This is a genomic window from Microbulbifer sp., from assembly GCF_051659245.1.
In the GTDB taxonomy this organism is placed as follows: Bacteria; Pseudomonadota; Gammaproteobacteria; order Pseudomonadales; family Cellvibrionaceae; genus Microbulbifer.
The window spans coordinates 65,637-84,066 of the sequence record NZ_JBOFOC010000078.1 but is presented as its reverse complement, the minus strand read 5'-3'; the positions used below and the strand labels follow the sequence as shown (position 1 = coordinate 84,066).

At 64.6% G+C, this 18,430-nt stretch carries 16 protein-coding genes; 7 read left to right on the top strand and 9 right to left on the bottom strand.

The features are described 5' to 3' along the window. Positions 1-29: 29 nt before the first annotated feature. From purH to coq7, 3 genes are all read left to right on the top strand, one after another. Positions 30-1,628, top strand: coding sequence for a bifunctional phosphoribosylaminoimidazolecarboxamide formyltransferase/IMP cyclohydrolase (gene purH / locus ACRC0P_RS08370; RefSeq protein ID WP_438629807.1), 1,599 nt, complete (start codon positions 30-32; stop codon positions 1,626-1,628). A gap of 270 nt (positions 1,629-1,898) precedes the next feature. Further along, positions 1,899-3,200, top strand: a complete 1,302-nt coding sequence (purD, locus tag ACRC0P_RS08365) for a phosphoribosylamine--glycine ligase (protein WP_438629805.1) — start codon at positions 1,899-1,901, stop codon at positions 3,198-3,200. Positions 3,201-3,268: 68 nt separating this feature from the next. Beyond that, entirely contained in the window at positions 3,269-3,913 is a 645-nt protein-coding gene (coq7, locus tag ACRC0P_RS08360; RefSeq protein ID WP_438629803.1) for a 2-polyprenyl-3-methyl-6-methoxy-1,4-benzoquinone monooxygenase, read from the top strand. 180 nt (positions 3,914-4,093) lie between these two features. On the opposite strand, the gene ACRC0P_RS08355 is transcribed toward coq7, so the two are convergent. Continuing rightward, positions 4,094-4,501, bottom strand: a complete 408-nt coding sequence (locus ACRC0P_RS08355) for an OsmC family protein (RefSeq protein ID WP_438629801.1) — start codon at positions 4,499-4,501, stop codon at positions 4,094-4,096. A gap of 253 nt (positions 4,502-4,754) precedes the next feature. Here ACRC0P_RS08355 and crp point away from each other — a divergent pair, with 253 nt between their 5' ends. Next, positions 4,755-5,390 (top strand): cAMP-activated global transcriptional regulator CRP, encoded by a 636-nt coding sequence (gene crp, locus ACRC0P_RS08350; RefSeq protein WP_438629799.1) that lies wholly within the window; start codon positions 4,755-4,757, stop codon positions 5,388-5,390. 57 nt (positions 5,391-5,447) lie between these two features. Here the strand turns inward: crp and trpC are convergent, their stop codons facing one another. The 8 genes from trpC to ACRC0P_RS08310 form a co-directional block, all read right to left on the bottom strand. Then, the gene (gene trpC / locus ACRC0P_RS08345; RefSeq protein WP_438629867.1) at positions 5,448-6,284 is read right to left on the bottom strand and encodes an indole-3-glycerol phosphate synthase TrpC; all 837 of its coding nucleotides are present in this window, start codon (positions 6,282-6,284) and stop codon (positions 5,448-5,450) included. Between the two features lie 32 nt (positions 6,285-6,316). After that, the gene (trpD, locus tag ACRC0P_RS08340; protein WP_438629797.1) at positions 6,317-7,366 is read right to left on the bottom strand and encodes an anthranilate phosphoribosyltransferase; all 1,050 of its coding nucleotides are present in this window, start codon (positions 7,364-7,366) and stop codon (positions 6,317-6,319) included. 63 nt (positions 7,367-7,429) lie between these two features. Then, a complete protein-coding gene (locus ACRC0P_RS08335; RefSeq protein ID WP_438629795.1) occupies positions 7,430-8,008 on the bottom strand; it encodes an anthranilate synthase component II in 579 nt (192 codons plus the stop codon). Beyond that, a complete protein-coding gene (locus tag ACRC0P_RS08330) occupies positions 8,005-8,853 on the bottom strand; it encodes an ion transporter (protein ID WP_438629793.1) in 849 nt (282 codons plus the stop codon). Before ACRC0P_RS08330 ends, ACRC0P_RS08335 begins: the two co-directional genes overlap by 4 nt. Continuing rightward, positions 8,840-10,351 (bottom strand): anthranilate synthase component I, encoded by a 1,512-nt coding sequence (gene trpE, locus ACRC0P_RS08325; protein WP_438629791.1) that lies wholly within the window; start codon positions 10,349-10,351, stop codon positions 8,840-8,842. Before trpE ends, ACRC0P_RS08330 begins: the two co-directional genes overlap by 14 nt. Positions 10,352-10,625: 274 nt before the next feature. Next, on the bottom strand, positions 10,626-11,291 hold the full coding sequence (rpe, locus tag ACRC0P_RS08320; RefSeq protein WP_438629789.1) for a ribulose-phosphate 3-epimerase: 666 nt from the start codon (positions 11,289-11,291) through the stop codon (positions 10,626-10,628). 22 nt (positions 11,292-11,313) lie between these two features. After that, entirely contained in the window at positions 11,314-12,012 is a 699-nt protein-coding gene (gene murU / locus ACRC0P_RS08315; RefSeq protein ID WP_438629787.1) for an N-acetylmuramate alpha-1-phosphate uridylyltransferase MurU, read from the bottom strand. Continuing rightward, on the bottom strand, positions 12,009-13,106 hold the full coding sequence (locus tag ACRC0P_RS08310; RefSeq protein WP_438629785.1) for an aminoglycoside phosphotransferase family protein: 1,098 nt from the start codon (positions 13,104-13,106) through the stop codon (positions 12,009-12,011). Before ACRC0P_RS08310 ends, murU begins: the two co-directional genes overlap by 4 nt. Before the next feature lie 206 nt (positions 13,107-13,312). Here ACRC0P_RS08310 and ACRC0P_RS08305 point away from each other — a divergent pair, with 206 nt between their 5' ends. The 3 genes from ACRC0P_RS08305 to pdxA all read left to right on the top strand — a co-directional run bounded on the left by ACRC0P_RS08305 (position 13,313) and on the right by pdxA (position 18,309). Continuing rightward, the gene (locus ACRC0P_RS08305) at positions 13,313-15,895 is read left to right on the top strand and encodes an LPS-assembly protein LptD (RefSeq protein ID WP_438629784.1); all 2,583 of its coding nucleotides are present in this window, start codon (positions 13,313-13,315) and stop codon (positions 15,893-15,895) included. Then, positions 15,895-17,235, top strand: a complete 1,341-nt coding sequence (locus ACRC0P_RS08300) for a peptidylprolyl isomerase (RefSeq protein WP_438629782.1) — start codon at positions 15,895-15,897, stop codon at positions 17,233-17,235. Before ACRC0P_RS08305 ends, ACRC0P_RS08300 begins: the two co-directional genes overlap by 1 nt. A gap of 87 nt (positions 17,236-17,322) precedes the next feature. Then, the gene (gene pdxA, locus ACRC0P_RS08295; RefSeq protein ID WP_438629780.1) at positions 17,323-18,309 is read left to right on the top strand and encodes a 4-hydroxythreonine-4-phosphate dehydrogenase PdxA; all 987 of its coding nucleotides are present in this window, start codon (positions 17,323-17,325) and stop codon (positions 18,307-18,309) included. The last annotated feature ends 121 nt before the right edge of the window (positions 18,310-18,430 follow it).

Genomic DNA, 18,430 nt, shown 5'->3' with positions numbered 1-18,430 from the left:
AATACTCATCTGACAGGAAACACCAACCCATGACCAAACCCATTCGCCGCGCGCTGGTCAGCGTGTCGGACAAGACCGGAATCGTCGACTTTGCCCGCCAACTGGCCGATATGGGCGTGGAAATCCTCTCCACCGGCGGCACCTTCCGCCAACTGCAGGAAGCCGGTATTGCGGTAACCGAAGTCTCCGACTACACCGGTTTTCCCGAGATGATGGACGGTCGCGTCAAGACCCTGCACCCCAAGGTACACGGCGGCATCCTCGGCCGCCGCGGCACCGACGACGCGGTCATGGACGAGCACGGCATCCGGCCCATAGACATGGTGGTGGTCAACCTCTATCCCTTCGCACAGACAGTCGCAAAACCCGACTGCACTCTCGCGGACGCCATCGAGAATATCGATATCGGCGGCCCCACCATGGTGCGCGCGGCGGCCAAGAACCACAAAGACGTGGCGATCGCGGTCAATGCCGGCGACTACGACGGCATCATCTCCGAGATGCGCTCGAACAACGGCGCCCTGAGCCAGGCCAGCCGTTTCGACCTGGCGGTGAAAGCCTTCGAACACACCGCCGGCTACGACGGCGCTATTGCCAATTACCTGGGTACCATCACGGGATCGACCGAAGACAGCGGCAGGCAGACCTTCCCCCGCACCTTCAACAGCCAGTTCATCAAGAAACTGGACCTGCGCTACGGCGAGAACCCACACCAGCGCTCCGCCTTCTATGCGGAGGCCAATCCGGTGGAGGCCGGCATCGCCACCGCCGCACAGCTGCAGGGCAAGGAACTCTCCTACAACAATATCGCCGATACCGACGCCGCGCTGGAGTGCGTGAAATCGTTCAATGAGCCGGCCTGCGTGATCGTCAAGCACGCCAACCCCTGCGGCGTGGCCATCGCCGCCAATATCGGCGAAGCCTACGAACTGGCCTACGCCACCGACAATGAATCGGCGTTTGGCGGCATTATCGCCTTCAACCGCGAACTGGACGGCGCCACCGCGAAAGCCATCGTCGAGCGCCAGTTCGTCGAAGTGATCATCGCACCTTCGGTCAGCGAAGAGGCTAGGGCCGCGGTGGCGGAGAAGAAGAATGTGCGCCTGCTGGCGTGCGGCCAGTGGGGGGGCGCCTGCGGCCAACTTGGAGAGCAGCGGGTAGCCGCGCTGGACTACAAGCGGGTCAACGGCGGCCTGCTGGTCCAGGACCGCGACGATGGTTTCGTCGCCGAGTCCGACCTCAGGATAGTCAGCAAACGCCGGCCCAGCGAAGAGGAGATCCGCGACCTGCTGTTCACCTGGAAAGTCGCCAAGTACGTCAAGTCCAACGCCATCGTCTACGGTAAGGACGGCCGCACCATCGGTGTGGGTGCCGGCCAGATGAGCAGGGTCAACTCCGCGCGCATCGCCGCGATCAAGGCGGAGCACGCGGGCCTGGAAGTGAAGGGCTCAGTGATGGCCTCCGACGCCTTCTTCCCCTTCCGCGACGGTATCGACAACGCCGCCGCAGTAGGTATTGTCGCGGTGATCCAGCCCGGCGGCTCCATGCGCGACGAGGAAGTGATCGCCGCCGCGGACGAGCACGATATGGCGATGGTGTTTACCGGTATGCGCCATTTCCGGCACTAGAGCCCTGGGACAAATCGGCAGGATTGCCGATTTGGACAGCTTTAGCTGGCCGCAGGCCGAGCGCCAGGGATGGCGCGAGTCACCGCGGAGCTCCAGCTCCGCACACGGGCCGCAGGCCCGCTATTCGGGACTCAAAACTCGAAAGTGATCGGAGCCCGGAGAGGGGAGCCGGCCCCGTTCGCGGGCATGGCCCGCTCCTACAAAGCACCGTCATCCCGGGACCCGTCTGTTAAACTCCCCCAACTGCAAAGCCACGCACAGGGAACGAACATGAACATACTGATTATCGGCGCCGGCGGCCGCGAGCACGCTCTGGCCTGGAAGGCGGCGCAAAATCCCGCCGTCGACACCGTCTTCGTGGCGCCCGGCAACGCCGGCACTGCGCGCGAGCCCAAGCTGCAGAACGTCGCCATCGGCGTGGACAACTTTTCTGCACTGGCGGAGTTCGCCGAGGACAAGGGCGTGGAGCTGACCATCGTCGGTCCCGAGGCGCCTTTGGTGGGCGGCATCGTCGACTTTTTTAACAGCCGCAACCTGGCCGTCTTCGGCCCGGGCAAAGACGCCGCGCAACTGGAGGGCTCCAAGGCCTTCACCAAGGACTTCCTGGAACGCCACCGGATTCCCACCGCCGCCTATCGCAACTTTACCGAGATAGAGCCGGCCATTGAATATATCCGCGAGCAGGGCGCCCCCATCGTGGTCAAGGCGGACGGACTGGCCGCGGGCAAGGGGGTGATCGTCGCCGAAACCGGGAAGCAGGCGGAACTGGCGGTGCGCGAGATGCTCTCCGGCAACGCCTTCGGCGAGGCCGGCTGCCGGGTGGTGATCGAGGAATTCCTCACCGGTGAGGAAGCCAGTTTTATCGTGATGGTGGACGGCGAGCACATACTACCCATGGCCACCAGCCAGGACCACAAGCGGGTGGGCGACCGCGACACCGGCCCCAACACCGGCGGTATGGGCGCCTATTCCCCGGCGCCGGTGGTGACCGACGCCGTGCGCCAGCGCATCATGAAAGAGGTTATCGAACCCACGGTCCGGGGCCTCGCTGAGGAGGGCATGCCCTATACCGGCTTCCTCTACGCCGGGCTGATGATCGACGCGGACGGCGCCCCCAAGGTGATCGAGTACAACTGCCGCTTCGGCGACCCGGAGACCCAGCCCATCATGATGCGCCTCAAATCCGACCTGGTGGGACTCTGCCAGGCGGCGCTGGACAGGCGCCTGAACGAGGTCACTGCCGACTGGGACCCGCGCCCGGCCCTGGGCGTGGTGCTGGCGGCCGGCGGCTATCCCGGCAGCTACCGCAGGGGCGACGCCATTAGCGGCCTGGAGCGGGCCGACGGTGAAAACGCCAAGGTCTTCCACGCCGGCACTGCCCTGGACGGTGAGCGGGTGGTCACCAGCGGCGGCCGTGTGCTCTGCGCCACCGCCCTGGGGGATACCGTGGCCGAGGCCCAGGCCAACGCCTATGCCGCCGCCCGCGGCATCTACTGGGACGGGGTCTTCTACCGCAAGGATATCGGCTACCGTGCCATAGAGCGGGAAGACGCCGTGGCCAGCGAGCAGTAGATCCCCCTTGTAGGAGCGGATGGCCGCCCAGCCGCTCCTACATAAAACCAAACAGCGGAAGAGCAGAGATGAGTGAACGCAAACTGACCGGCCTCGATCGCCTGCTGCTACAGGCGGACCGCGCCCTGCGCACCCTGAGCCCCGGCGCCCCGGCCCATGGGCGCCCGTCGCCGGCCAGGGCCGAGGAGGAGGCGGAGTTGACGGAGGCGGAACGCAGGCACGCCGCCGGGCTGATGCGGGTAAACCACAGCGGCGAAGTCTGCGCCCAGGCGCTTTATCAGGGCCAGGCGCTGACCGCCAGGCTGCCGGAAGTGCGCGGCGAGATGGAGCGGGCCGCGGACGAGGAGATTGACCACCTGGCCTGGTGCGAACAGCGGCTGCGCGAGCTGGACAGCCGGCCCAGCCTGCTGAACCCCCTCTGGTACGGCCTCTCCTTCGGGCTCGGCGCCACCGCCGGCAAGATAAGTGACAGAGTCAGCCTCGGCTTCGTCGCCGCCACCGAGGAACGGGTGTGCGACCATCTGCAGAACCACCTGAGCCGCCTGCCGGAGGGAGACCGGAAGAGCCGCGCGGTGGTGGAGCAGATGCTGGTGGACGAGGAAAAGCACGGCCACGCCGCGCTGGAAGCGGGCGGCGCCCGCTTCCCGGCGCCGCTCAAGGGATTGATGACGCTGGTGTCCAAGGTGATGACCTCGGCCAGCTATCGGGCCTGAGCGGGACTCGGAAAGAAATAGCGAACCTGGATGCGAAGGCTCTGATGCCGGGAGCCGTTTGAGAAACGATTGCCGATGAGGCTGTTGAACAAACGGCTACCGGCAGCAGGGCCGCCCGGAGCCCGCTTACTGGCACACCGGAACCCGACCTTACCCCGAAGAACCACCCGAAAACCTGTTCTACAGCTCCTCCACCCGGTAAGTGTGCACTATCTCCACCCCGGCATTTCTGAGCATGATGGACGCCGAGCAATACTTCTCCGCCGACAGCTCCACCGCCCGCGCCACCTGGGTCTCCTTCAGGTTGCGGCCGCAAACCACGAACGCCATTTCGATACGGGTAAAGGGCGACGGGGTGGCATCGGGGCGCTCGCCCACCAGTTCGCAATGACAGGACTGAATATCCTGGCGGGCTTTCTTCAGTATGGAGACCACATCGTAAGAGGCGCAACCACCCACCCCCAGCAGTATCATCTCCATGGGACGTATGCCGTTGTTCTTGCGCCCCCCCTCCATCACCACCGAGTTGCCGCTGCCGGCCTCGCCGACAAAGGTCACATCATCCACCCAGGTTACTCTGGCCTGCATCGCTGTACTCCTGCAAATTTTGGGGCCGCAGAGCTTAGCACGCCGGCCCATCCTGGGCGATTTCCGGTATAGTGGGCGGAAGTGACGGTTGCCAGCACCCGGTTCAGCCGCTATAAGGGCAGTTGGCATTAAAAAGTGCCGCAGGTCACACTGCGGGAGTTTCCCGAATGCCCGCTCTGTTGGGAGTGGGAATTTAGCGCCATAATCCTTTCACAGCCGGGAACAGGCCAAAGAAAAAATAAGGAGTAAATCCGTGACGGTTGCTACCGAAGAGAACATCGCTATCGGCAATATCGAAGATTTCCTTGCCCACTGCCACCGGCGCCGCTACCCCGCCAAGAGCACAATCATCTACGCGGGCGACCGCTGCGAATCACTGTACTTTATTATGCGCGGCTCGGTGACCGTGCTGATCGAGGACGACGAGGGTCGCGAGATGATCGTGGCCTACCTGAACGACGGTGACTTCTTTGGCGAAATGGGTCTGTTCGACCAGGACACCCGCAGCGCCTGGGTGCGCACCAAGACCGAGTGCGAGGTGGCGGAGATTTCCTACAGCAAGTTCCAGGAGCTCAGCCGCCAACACCCCGAGTTCCTTTTCGCACTGTCCACCCAGATGGCCTTGCGCCTGCGCAACACCACCCGCAAGGTGGGCGACTTGGCGTTCCTGGACGTGACCGGACGCGTGGCGCGCACCCTGCTCGACCTGTGCAACGAGCCGGATGCAATGACCCATCCGGAGGGCATGCAAATCAAGATCACCCGCCAGGAGATCGGCCGTATCGTGGGCTGTTCGCGGGAGATGGTCGGGCGGGTGCTGAAGACTCTCGAGGAGCAGGGGCTGGTCTCGGTGAAGGGTAAGACGATGGTGGTCTACGGTACCAGATGACAGAAAACAGAGGTCAGAATTTGGCGATTCTGATCTCTGATCTCTGGCTTCTGTCCACTAGTTAAACATCTCCATCAACTTCCGCCCCGGCTCTGCCTCGCGCATAAACGCTTCCCCCACCAGAAACACATTTACATCGTGCCCGCGCATGGCCGCCACGTCGTCGGTGGTGTGGATGCCGCTCTCGGTCACCACGATACGGTCGTCAGGAATCAGCTCCAGCAGTTTGAAGGTGGTTTCCAGTTGCACGTCGAAAGTGTGCAGGTTGCGGTTGTTGATGCCGATCAGACGATTGGGCAGCGCCAGAGCGCGCTCCAGCTCCGCGCGATTGTGCACTTCCACCAGCACGTCCAGCCCCAGTTCCCGGGCCAGTTCGTTGAGATCGCGCATCTGCCCGTCTTCCAGGCAGGCGGCGATCAGCAGTATGCAGTCGGCGCCGATGGCCCGGGCCTCGTAGACCTGGTAGGGGTCCACGGTAAAGTCCTTGCGCAGCACCGGCAGGCGCACCGCCCCCCTGGCCTGCTGCAGGTAGGCGTCCGAGCCCTGGAAGAAATCCACATCGGTGAGCACCGACAGGCAGGCGGCTCCACCCTTTTCGTAGCTGGTAGCGATCTCCGCGGGAATAAAGTCCGCGCGGATCACCCCCTTGCTTGGAGAGGCTTTCTTGATCTCCGCGATCACCGCCGCCTCGCCCGCCTTCAGTTTGTTCTCGATCGCGGTGACAAACCCCCGGGCCGGGGACTGATCCAGCGCCCGAGCCTGTATCTCCTCAAGCGGGCACTGCTGTTTGCGTTGCGCCACCTCCGCCCATTTGCGCTCGACAATGGTCTTTAAAATCGTGGGCGTACTCAAGGCTGTATCTCCTTTGCGCTCATGGCTGTAATTTGCGCTCATGGCTGTATTTCCGCTCATGGCTGTATTTCCGCTCATGGCTGTATTTCCTCCGGCCGGAAGGCGCTGGTAAAGGCCGCCAGGTCCGCGATCTTCTCTCCCGCCAGGCCGCTGTGGATAGCGTCCCGGGCCATGGCAACGCCCTGTTCCGGGCTGTCCGCCACACCGCTCACATAGATCGCCAGGCCGGCGTTGAGGGCGATGATATCCGCGGCCTTCTGCGCGGCCTCGCTCTCGCATTTGCCCAGCGCCTCTCCGATCAGCGCCAGGGACTCCCCGGCACCGGAAACACAGAGACCTTCCAGGCTGCGGCGCACCATACCGAAATCTTCCGGGCGAATCACCCGCTCGTGCAGTTCGCCACCTTTCAGCTCCACCCCAAAGGTGTCCGCCGACAGGCTGGCTTCGTCCAGGCCGTCCTCGCTGTGCAGCACCAGCACGTGCTCGGCCCCCAGGGTCCGCAGCACCTCCGCGAGCATACGGCAATAGGACTTGTCGTAGACGCCGATCACCTGGCGCTTGACGCCCGCCGGGTTGGTCAGCGGGCCGAGCAGGTTGAAGATGGTGCGCATACCCAGCGCCTTGCGCGCCGGGCCCACATGGCGCACGGCACTGTGGTAGCTGGGGGCAAACATAAAGCCCACGCCGACGGTGTCCACGCAGCGGGCCATCTGTTCAGGAGTCAGTTCGAGGTAGATGCCCGCCTGCTCCAGCAGGTCGGCGGCGCCGCTGCTGGAGGACACGGAGCGGTTGCCGTGCTTGGCCACCCGCGCGCCGGCAGCGGCGGCGACAAAGCTGGCGGCACTGGAGACATTGAACAGGTTGGCGCCGTCGCCGCCGGTGCCGACGATATCGACGGCATTGGTCAGGTCCAGCTCCACCTTCTTCGCCAGCTCGCGCATCACCTCCACGGCGCCGGCGATCTCGTCGACGGTTTCGCCGCGGATGCGCAGTGCCACCAGCAGCGCGCCTATCTGCGCGTCCTCCGCCTCGCCGCGCATGATCTGGCCCATGGCCTCGCGCATTTCCGCGCGGGTGAGGTGTTCGCCGCCCACCAGTTTGGCGATGGCCTGTTGAATATTCATTATCTTTCTCCCCAAGACTCCGATAAGACTAGAAGCGAAATGCGAAGGCGCAACCCATGCCTCCTACGACTCCAGAAAATTTCTCAGCATATCGTGACCGTGCTGGGTGAGGATGGATTCCGGGTGGAACTGCACCCCCTCCACCGCCAGCTCCCGGTGGCGCAGGCCCATGATCTCATCGATTTCGCCGTCTTCGGTTTCCGTCCAGGCGGTGATCTCCAGGCACTCCGGCAGGCTGCCCTTTTCCACCACCAGCGAGTGGTAGCGGGTGGCCTCGAACGGGTTGGACAGCCCGTGGAACACCCCCAGGTTGTTGTGCACGATTTGCGAGGTCTTGCCGTGCATTACCTGGCCCGCGCGCACCACCCGGCCGCCGAACACCTGGCCGATGCTCTGGTGCCCGAGACAGATGCCCAGGATCGGGACCTGCCCGGCGAAGCGGCGGATGGTGTCCATGGAGATACCCGCCTCGTTGGGCGTACAGGGACCGGGGGAAATCACGATTTTCTCCGGCGCCATGTCATCGATATCCGCCACAGAAATTTCGTCGTTGCGCACAACCACCACCTCCGCGCCCAACTCGGCCAGGTACTGCACCACGTTCCAGGTGAAGGAGTCGTAGTTGTCGATCATCAGAATCATTGTGCGGCTCCTCTCTCGGATTTTTCCATACGCCTTTGCAGGCGCGCCAACGCCTCTTGCGTCGCGCGCAGTTCGCGCAGGATTTCGGTCTGACTGGGGGGCAGCTGCAGCTCGTCCAGGCGGCGCAGCTTGGCCTCCTCCAGGTTGTTGAGCACCACGCCGATAAACAGGTTGATCATCACAAAGGCACCCATCACCACGAAGCTGATAAAGTAAACCCAGGCCCAGGGCATGACCTCCATGGCGGTGTACATGATATCGGTCCAGTCCTCGAAAGTGACGATGCGGAACAGGCTCAGCAGCGCGATGGGCAGGCTGCGCCAGTGGGTGGGATCGATCTCGTGGAAGAGGAAATAACCGGCCACGCCGTAGATATAGAAAATAATGCTCATCAGCAGCGCGATATGGAACATGCTCGGCAGGCTCCTGAGCAGGGTGTCCACGAGCAGGCGCAGCTCCGGAAACGCGGACACCAGGCGCAGTACCCGCAGCACCCGCACCAGGCGCGCCAGGGTGGCCAGCGATCCCGCCGCGGGAATCAGGCTGAGAGCGATGATGGCGAAATCGAAGCAGTTCCAGCCGCTGGCGAAATAGCGCCAGGGACGGCTGCCGTGAGCGGCCATCTTGATCGCGGCCTCCACAACAAAGGCGGTCAGGATCAGTTGGTTGATTGCGCCCAACAGACTGCCGAAGCGCTCGGTGACCCAGGTGGAGGTCTCCAGGCCCACGGCGACGCCGTTGAGCAGGATCAGGCCGATAATGACCTGGTTGAACAGCGGCGCCGCAGCCAAGCGCTCGCACTGTTCGGCCAGGGACAGTTTCTGCGGAGTACTAACTTCGTTCATCGCTGATGATCTTCGCTGCGTCACTGCTACTGGACAACGCCATGGCCGCGGCGCGGAAGAGCGCGCGGGCCTTGTTCATGGTCTCCTCCCACTCGGCTTGTGGGTCCGAATCGGCCACCAGGCCGGCGCCGGCCTGGATGTACAACTGACCATCCTTGATGACCGCGGTCCTGATCGCGATGGCGGTATCCATATTGCCGTTCCAGGCCAGGTAGCCCACGGCGCCGCCGTAGATACCGCGCTTTTCCGGCTCCAGTTCGTCGATGATCTCCATCGCGCGGATCTTCGGCGCCCCCGAGAGAGTGCCCGCGGGCAGCGCCGCGCGCAGCGCGTCGATGGCATGAAGTCCGGATTTCAGCCTGCCGGTCACATTGGAGGTGATGTGCATAACGTGGGAATAGCGCTCCACCACCATCTTCTCGGTGACCCGCACGCTGCCGGTCTCCGCCACCCGGCCCACATCGTTGCGGCCCAGGTCGATCAGCATCAGGTGTTCTGCCAGCTCCTTGGGGTCCGCCAGCAGCTCCCGCTCCAGCGCCGCATCCTCCTCTTCGCTGGCGCCGCGGCGGCGGGTGCCGGCCAGCGGCCGCACCGTCATATCCCCCTCCTCCAGGTGCACCAGGATCTCCGGGCTGGAGCCGACCACCTGGTGATCGCCCAGGTCGAGGAAATACATATAAGGCGACGGGTTCAGGCTGCGCAGGGCGCGGTAGAGATTCAACGGCGGCGCGTCGAAGGGCGCGGACAGGCGCTGGGACGGCACCACCTGCATCACATCGCCGGCGAGGATGTATTCCTTCACTCGGTCGACACCGCGCTTGAAGGCGGCCTCGCCGAAATGGGATTTGAACGCGGACTCGTCGATGGCGTTGCCGTCCAGGTCCAGCGGCACGGTGTCCGGCAGCGGCTGCGCCAGTTTGCCCACCAGTTCGTCCAGGCGCTCCTGGGCATGCTCGAAGGCGTCCTCCCGCTCCGGATCCGCATGCACGATAAAGATCACCGCGCCGGCCAGGTTGTCGAACACCACCAGTTCATCGCTGACCATCAGCAGGATATCCGGGTTGCCGAGGGTATCCGCGGGTGCGCTGTCGGCCAGGCGCGGCTCTATGTAGCGCACACAGTCGTAGCCGAAGTAGCCCACCAGGCCGCCGTTGAAGCGCGGCAGGCCCGGCAATTCCGGCACCCGGTAGCGGCGCTGGAATTCCTCGACGAAGGCCAGCGGGTCGGCGGATTCACACTGCTCCACCACTTCGCCGTCGCGCTCGACGGTGATCTGATGGCCGCGCACACGCAACAGGGTGCGCGCCGGCAGGCCGATAATCGAGTAGCGGCCCCACTTCTCGCCGCCCTGCAACGACTCCAGCAGGTAGCTGTAGCGGCCGGCGGCCAGTTTCAGGTAGGTAGACAGCGGCGTTTCGATATCCGCCAGCACGCGGCGCACCAGCGGTATGCGGTTGTATCCCGCGGACGCAAGTTGGGCGTATTCGCTTGGGGTCATGGCGACTCCGGGATGATTTCTCGAGAGTTTTGGTTCCCGGGCGGTTCCGACAGATTCCGCCCGCAAGACAGGTGGCCCGCAAACGGTGCGGGCCTCAGCGGGTCAGCGGCACCATCGCCAGCTGTGAATGTGGGGGGCTGTGCAATTCACGGGGTTTCCTCGTTGCAGGCGGATGAGTGTACTGGGGCGAGGCCCCTCGGACAAGACTTCGCGGATAAGAACCCTTCTTTCCCGCTATTCACTTTGAATCACTCTCGCCACTCCCCGGACAGACTCAGGCCGCGAGGGCCCCGCGCATAGCCTCGATCACTTCCGCATAGTCGTCCGCGCTGAAAATCGCCGAACCGGCAACAAAGGTATCGGCGCCGGCGGCGGCTATCCCGGCGATATTGTCCCGGGTGACGCCGCCGTCTATCTCCAGACGGATATCCTCGCCGGATTCGTCTATCAGACGGCGCGCCTCGCGCAACTTGCCCAGGGTGGCGGGGATGAATTTCTGACCGCCGAAGCCCGGGTTCACCGACATCAGCAGGAGCATATCCAGCTTGTCCATCACGTACCTGGCCGCGTCCAGGCCGGTGGCCGGGTTGAAGACCAGGCCCGCCTTGCAGCCGAGGCTGCGGATCAGTTGCAGGGACCGGTCCACGTGGCGCGAGGCCTCCGGGTGGAAGGTGATGCTGCTGGCGCCGGCGTCGGCGAACATACGGATCATCTCGTCCACCGGTTCCACCATCAGGTGCACGTCGATGGGGGCCTCGACGCCGTGCTTGCGCAGCGCCTGGCACACCATGGGCCCTATGGTCAGGTTGGGCACATAGTGGTTGTCCATTACGTCGAAATGCACCCAGTCGGCGCCGGCGGCCAGTACCGCATCCACTTCCTCGCCCAGGCGGGCGAAGTCGGCGGAGAGAATGGAGGGGGCGATCTTGTAGTCCGGCATAATGGCTTCCTGTTATCGATGTTTATTCGCTGTGTCCGCTCAGGCGCTCGTCCAGCCGTTGCAGGCGCTCGGGGGTGCCCACGTCGCACCAGTCTCCCTCATACAGCTCCGCCTGCAACCGGTCTTCGCTGTGGGTGAACACCTCCCCCAGCCCGAAGCGGGTGCGCACTCGGGGGTATTCGCTCAGGATCTGCGGGCGCAGCCAACTGATGCCGGCGAAGGTATAGCGGGGTTTGGCGGTGCCGGAGAGCAGGCCATTTTCGATACCGAAGTCTCCCTCCGGGTTGTGCGGCGGGTTGGGTACCATCAACAGGCGCCCCGGGCAGCCCTCGGGCAATGGCCGCGCGAGCCAATGGGAGAAGTCGAAATCGCACCAGACATCGCCGTTGACCACCAGAAAGGGGTTGTCATCCAGCAGCGGTAGCGCCTTGAGGATGCCGCCGGCGGTTTCCAGGGGCTCCGTCTCCACGGAGTAGCGGATATCCAGGCCCCAGCGGGCGCCCTCCCCCAGTTGGTCGCGGATCTTCTCCCCCAGGTGGCTCAGGTTGATGACCACCCGGCGTACGCCGGCATTCGCCAGCCGCTCCAGGGTGTATTCGATCAGCGGCCGGCCCGCAACCGGCAGCAGCGGCTTGGGGACCTGCTCGGTCAATGGGCGCATGCGCTTGCCGAAACCGGCAGCCAGCACCATGGCGGCAGGTATTTTGTCTGTATTGCTCATTCTGGCACTCTCTGCTCCGCCGCCTCACCGGCTCGCGTGCGCCGCTCGCCGGCGCTGCGATAATCCCGGTACCAGTCCTGGCGTTCGGCCAGCGGCAGCAGCTCGCTGCGAAACCAGTCGGCGAAGGGTTTCAATTCCGGATAGCGCCCGGCCACCTCCAGGGTGTAACGGATCACCAGCGGCAGGTCCGGCAGGTAACCCCGCTTGCCGTCGCGCAGGTAGAGGCGCGGAAACAGGCCCAGCACCTTGATATGTCGCTGCAGGCCCATCCAGTCGAACCAACGCAGAAAGGTCTGCGGCGGCACCGGCTCCAGTATGCCCGCGGATTCTGCGGTGTCGGCGTAGCAAAGCGCCCAGTGTTCCACCCGCTCCCGCGGCCAGCGCACGTAGCAGTCGCGCAGCAGAGAGGCCAGGTCGTAGGTGACCGGGCCCCAGACCGCGTCCTGGAAATCCACCACCCCGGGGCGCTCGCCGTCGCGCACCATCAGATTGCGGCTGTGGTAGTCCCGGTGCACCAGCACCTGGGGCTGCTCGGTGGCAGAGTCCAACAACAGGCTGAAAGTATCCTCGAGAAGCCGGCTCTCCTCTTCACTGAGGGAGTGGCCCAGCAGTCTGCCGGCCAGCCACTCCGGCAGGATACGCATTTCCGCCAGCAGCAACTCCCGGTCGTAGGGCGGGAAAAGGTCGTCCTCCGGCGGGACCTGCTGCAGGCACAGCAGCTCGCTCAGTACCTCCGCGTAGAGCCCCTCCACGGAATCCTCGTTCAGCAGGCCCAACAGCTGCCGGTCGCCCAGGTCCTCCAGCAGCATATAGCCGCGCTCCACATCCGCCGCCACCACCATTGGGGTGTGGATGCCGTGGCGGCGCAGGTAGTCGGCCACGGCGACGAAGCGCCCGGGATTGGTGCGTTCCGGCGGTGAATCCACCGCGATCAGGCTGGGCGCGCTGAGGGTGCGGAAATAGCGGCGAAAGCCCGCATCCCCGGCCAGGGTCTGCAGGGCCACGGATTCGCCCGTCCGCAGCGCGCGGCCGGCCCACAGGCACAACTCCTCGCGCCGCCTGTCTGTCCCGCCTGTCAGTGGACGCTCACTCATGCGCCGATACTACTCCAGTGATTACCGGCCGCATTGTAACGGCACCGGCGCCGCCGTCCAGCCGCGGCCGCTTATTTCCCTCAACCGGGCGCCGGGAACCCGCAATCAGTGTTAACGGTCTCTGCATTCAAGTAGAATCGACCGCTGATTTTTGCGCGGCACACAGCGCGTACGGAACTCTAAAGATAGCCGGAACATATCACCTGATGCTGGAAGCTTCCCGGTGGCGTCGTCTCACACTGGCGATTGCACAAATTTCACGCCCGCGCTCGCTCGCCATCGGTCTGATAGCCGCACAACCGCTGTGGGGGCAGGCCGCGGAGTCCGAGCCGCCCGCAGTGGACAACTACAACCCTTATCTCTACCTCGACTGGCTGCCCCGCTGGCAGCTGGCGCCGGAGCAGCGCGCGGCCGTGCCGACGGTCTGCTCCGGCGCCTTCGTGGCGCCGCCCCGCGACTATCCCGACGCTGATCTGCCGCCGGAGGTGGCCCCGCTGCGCGCCACCGCCGACGAATCCGAGTGGCTCGACGACGGCACCGCACGGCTGCGCGGCAATGTGCATGTCACCCAGGGCTACCGCGAGTTGTTCGCGGACCGCGTGGATGTAAACCGCAACGAGAACAGCGCCTACCTGAGCGGCGCCATCGAGATGCGCGAGCCCAACCTGCTGGTGCGCGGTGTGGCGGCGGAGGTGCACACCGACAGCGAGGCGGCGGCCATCGAAGACGCCACCTACGTGATCCACGACGACTTTGTTCACGGCGCCGCCCGCCACGCCGCCCGCGAGGCCAGTGGCGAGCTGACCCTGACCGAGGGCAGCTATACCCGCTGCGAGCCCGGCGAGGAAATCTGGCGCGTCAGCGGCGGCGAGATCACCATCGACAATGTGGAGCGCCAGGGGGTGGCGCGGGACGTGCGCCTGGAGATTCTCGACGTGCCGGTGTTCTACTTCCCCTACCTGCGTTTTCCGGTGGGCGACGCCCGGCTGTCCGGGCTGTTGTTTCCGAACATCAGCAACAGCGACGAGAATGGCTGGGATATCGCCGTTCCCTACTACTGGAATATCGCCCCGCAGATGGACGCCACCATAGTGCCCCGCTACATACAGCACCGGGGCACCGGGGCGGAACTGGAGGTGCGCCACCTGAGCCAGTGGTTCAACAGCGAGCTGCGCCTGGCCGGCCTGCCGGACGATAAGGGCGGCGACGATGAGGACAAGCGCAGACTGATCCGGGAAGGCTTCCCGGAGGACCTGGTCAACCCCGCCAAGGGGGAGGACCGCTGGCTGGTCAACTTCGAGCAGCAGGGCGGCAGCGGCGGTCTCTGGCGCACCAATATCGACTACACCAGGGTGAGCGACCCGGACTACTTTCGCGACCTGGATACCGCCAACCTGAGCGTCTCCGCGGAAAGGCAGGTCAACCAGAGGGTTCAGGGCAGCCTCACCGGCGAGCACTGGCAGGCCACCCTGCGCACACAGAAATACCAGCTGCTGGAGAAGGACAGGTTCGACACCTACAGCCAGTTGCCGCGCCTGGACTTGGACGGCAACTACCAGTGGGGCGACTGGTTGCTGGCGATGGACCACGAAGTCACCAGCTGGGACCACGAGGACACCCAGACGATCACCCGTATCCGGGACACGGGCGACCCCGAGAGCATCCAGGACGCCACCCGCAACTTCGTCACCGCCGAGCGATTCCGCGTGGACTACGAGCTGGATTGGGACAAACAGTGGCTGTGGGGCTATTTCACGCCGGGATTGGCGGCCCGCTACCTCTCCTACCGCCTGGACGACCAGTTCCTCAATCCGGAGAAAAGCGCCAGCCCGGAGGCCTCCGCCGGCCAGTTCACCCTGGATACCGGTCTCTTCTTCGAGCGCGACGGCAACGTCTTCGGCCGCGACTATGTGCAGACCCTGGAGCCGCGCCTGTTCGCCCTGGCCAGCTCCACCGCGGACCAGAAGGATTTCTTCAACGTCGGCCAGAGACCCTCCGATGGCGGCAACAACCTGCTGTTCGACACCTCACTGTTCACTTTCAGTTACGACCAACTGTTCCGCGACAGTCGCTTCAACGGCAACGACCGCATCGACGACGCCGACCGGGTGGCCTTCGGCCTGACCACCCGATTCATCGACCCTTCCAGCGGCCGCGATCTGCTTACCGCCAGCGCCGGGCAGATCTTCTATTCGAACGATACGCGCATCGATCGCGATAAGATAATAAAGAATGCGGCGCCCCGCTCGGAATTCGCCGCGCGCCTGGAGAGCCGCCCCATCCAGTACCTGCGCATCGGCAGCGAACTGATCTATGACGACACGGAGGGCGACCTCAACCGCGGCAACTTCAGCCTGCGCTACCTGGACGACGACTTCCGCCTGTTCAACCTGGGCTATCGCTACCTGCGCCGCGAAGAGCGGTTCGATACCAGCAGCGGCCAGTTGATCCGGGGCTCCATCGAACAGGTGGACGCCTCCGCCGTCGTGCCGATCAACACCAATACCTCCATACTGGCGCGGGCCAACTACGATATAACCTTTGACCGGGAACTGGAGTACCTGGCCGGCGTCGAATACGACAGCTGCTGCTATCGCGCCCGCCTGGTGTGGCGCCGCACCCTGGACAACGATCTGGCGGATGTAGTCACCCCGGAAGAACTGGAATACGACGAAGGGATCTATCTTGAAGTACAACTGAAGGGCCTCGCCGGCCTGGGCACCACGGTCACCCGTATGCTCAGCCAGGGCATCCCCAACTTTGACCAGAGAGAAGTACTGAAACAGTGATGAGAATAACGAGCAAGTTTACCGCACGAGCCCTGCTGGCACTGGTGGCCACCTTCACACTCGCCGCCGGCACCGCCCACGGCCAGGTGCAGACACTCGACCGGGTGGTCGCGGTGGTGGACGACGACGTGGTGATGGCCAGCGAGCTGCAGCAGCGCCTCAACACCATCGTGGCGCAGATCCAGGCGCAGCAGGTACAGGCGCCGCCGATGGATATCCTGCGCCGCCAGGTGCTGGAACAGCTGATCGTCGAACGACTGATGTTGCAGATGGCCAACCGCGCCGGCGTCACCGTGTCCGAAGCGGAACTGGACCAGGCGATCGCCCGGGTGCAACAGAATATGGGCGCGAGCCCCGAGGAGTTTCGCAATAGCCTGGAGGCCGACGGCCTGTCCATGAAATCCTTCCGCCAGCAGATCCGCCAGGAGCTGCTGATCCGCCGGGTGGAACAGGGCAGCGTCAACCGCCGCATCCAGATCACCGACCAGGACATCGACAACTTCCTGCGCTCCAAAGAGGGCGAGTTCTGGAAATCCCCCCAGTATCAACTGGGCCATATCCTGATCCCGGTCAACTCCAGCGCGCCCGCCAACGAAGTGACCGAGGCCCGCGAAAAAGCCGAACAACTGGTCCAACAGGCCACCGGGGGCGCCGATTTCCGCCGCCTGGCGATCGCCAATTCCGCCGGCCAGAACGCGCTCTCCGGCGGCGACCTGGGCTGGCGCAAGACCGTGGAACTGCCCACCCTGTTCGCCGACGCGCTGGACGGGCTGGAAGTGGGCGATGTCACCAAGCCCTTCCGCAGCGATGCCGGCTTCCACCTGCTGAAGATCCACGCCCAGCGCGGCTCCACCGAGCAAGTGGTGGAACAGACCAAGGTGAGCCATATCCTGATCAAGACCTCCGCCATCGTCAGCGACGACGACGCCTACAACAAGCTGGTCGAGCTGCGCCAGAAGATCCTCGACGGCGCAGACTTCGGCAAACTGGCGCGGGAGAATTCGGAAGATATCGGCACCATGCTCCAGGGCGGGGATCTGGGCTGGTCCACGCCCGGGCAGTTTGTGCCGGAGTTCACCCAGTCCATGGACAGCACCCCGGAGGGCGAAGTGAGCATGCCGTTCCGCAGCCAGTTCGGCTGGCATATCCTGCGCGTGGACGGCCGCCGCAAACAGGATATGACGGATCAGTACATCCGCAACCAAGCCGCCAACCTGCTGCGCAACCGCCGCTACGAGGAGGAGGCGCAGAACTGGCGCCGCGAGATCCGCGACCAGGCCTTCGTGGAAATCAAACTGTCGGATATGCAGGAGGAGTCCGAGGACTCCGGACAGCAATAACCCACCGGACCGCGGAGCTGCTGATCTTGGAGCTCCGCACACCGGCCCCGGGCCCGGCCCATGGCCGCGATCTAAGCTGACACAGGCATGATACCCAGAATCGCCCTCACCCCCGGTGAACCCGCAGGCATAGGCCCGGAGCTGGCCGTCAAACTCGCCGGTTCCGGCAGCCGCGCGCAGATAGTCGCCGCCGCCGACCCGCAGCTGCTCGAACAGGCTGCCGCCCAACTGCGCCTGCCGCTGCAACTGCTCCCCTTTGATCCGCAGGCACCCGCCGCCGGCACCCCCTCCGGCAGCCTGTATATCCAGCCGGTGCCAATGCCCCGATCGGCGCGGCCCGGACGACTGGACACCGCCAATGCCCCCTATGTGCTGGAAACCCTGCGCACCGCCGCCGAAGGCTGTCTCTCCCGGCGCTTCGACGCCCTGGTAACCGGTCCGGTGCACAAAGGGGTGATCAACGACGCCGGCATTCCCTTCAGTGGCCACACGGAATTTTTTGCCGGACTCGCCGGTGTGGAGCGGGTGGTGATGATGCTGGCCGCCGACGACCTGCGCGTGGCCCTGGCCACCACCCACCTGCCGCTACGGGACGTCAGCGCCGCGATCAGCGGCGAGTTACTGGAGCAGATTCTCACCATCCTGCACCGCGGGCTGCGCGACCGGTTCCGTATCGAACAGCCGCGCATCGGCGTCTGCGGCCTCAACCCCCACGCCGGCGAGGGCGGCCACCTGGGGCGCGAGGAAATCGATATCATCTCGCCGGCGCTGGACAAGCTGCGGGCCCTGGGCATGCAGCTGACCGGTCCCCTGCCCGCGGATACCCTCTTCACCCCACCGCAGCTCGCCCGCTGCGACGCGGTGCTGGCCATGTACCACGACCAGGGACTGCCGGTGTTAAAATTCAAAGGGTTTGGACACGCGGTGAATATCACCCTGGGCCTGCCGTTTATCCGCACCTCCGTGGACCACGGCACCGCACTGGATATCGCCGGCCTCGGCACCGCCGACTGCGGCAGCCTGCAGGCCGCGCTGGCGCAGGCCGTTGAGTTAGCGCAATTGCGCCACCTGTAGTGGGCAAAGCACAGGCAGGGAAGTACTCATGCGTTTGCGCTGCATTCCCGCCATCCATGGCGGGCTCATCGCCACCACAATGATGGGCACGCCGCTGCGCTCCTTTACCCATCCTACGCAC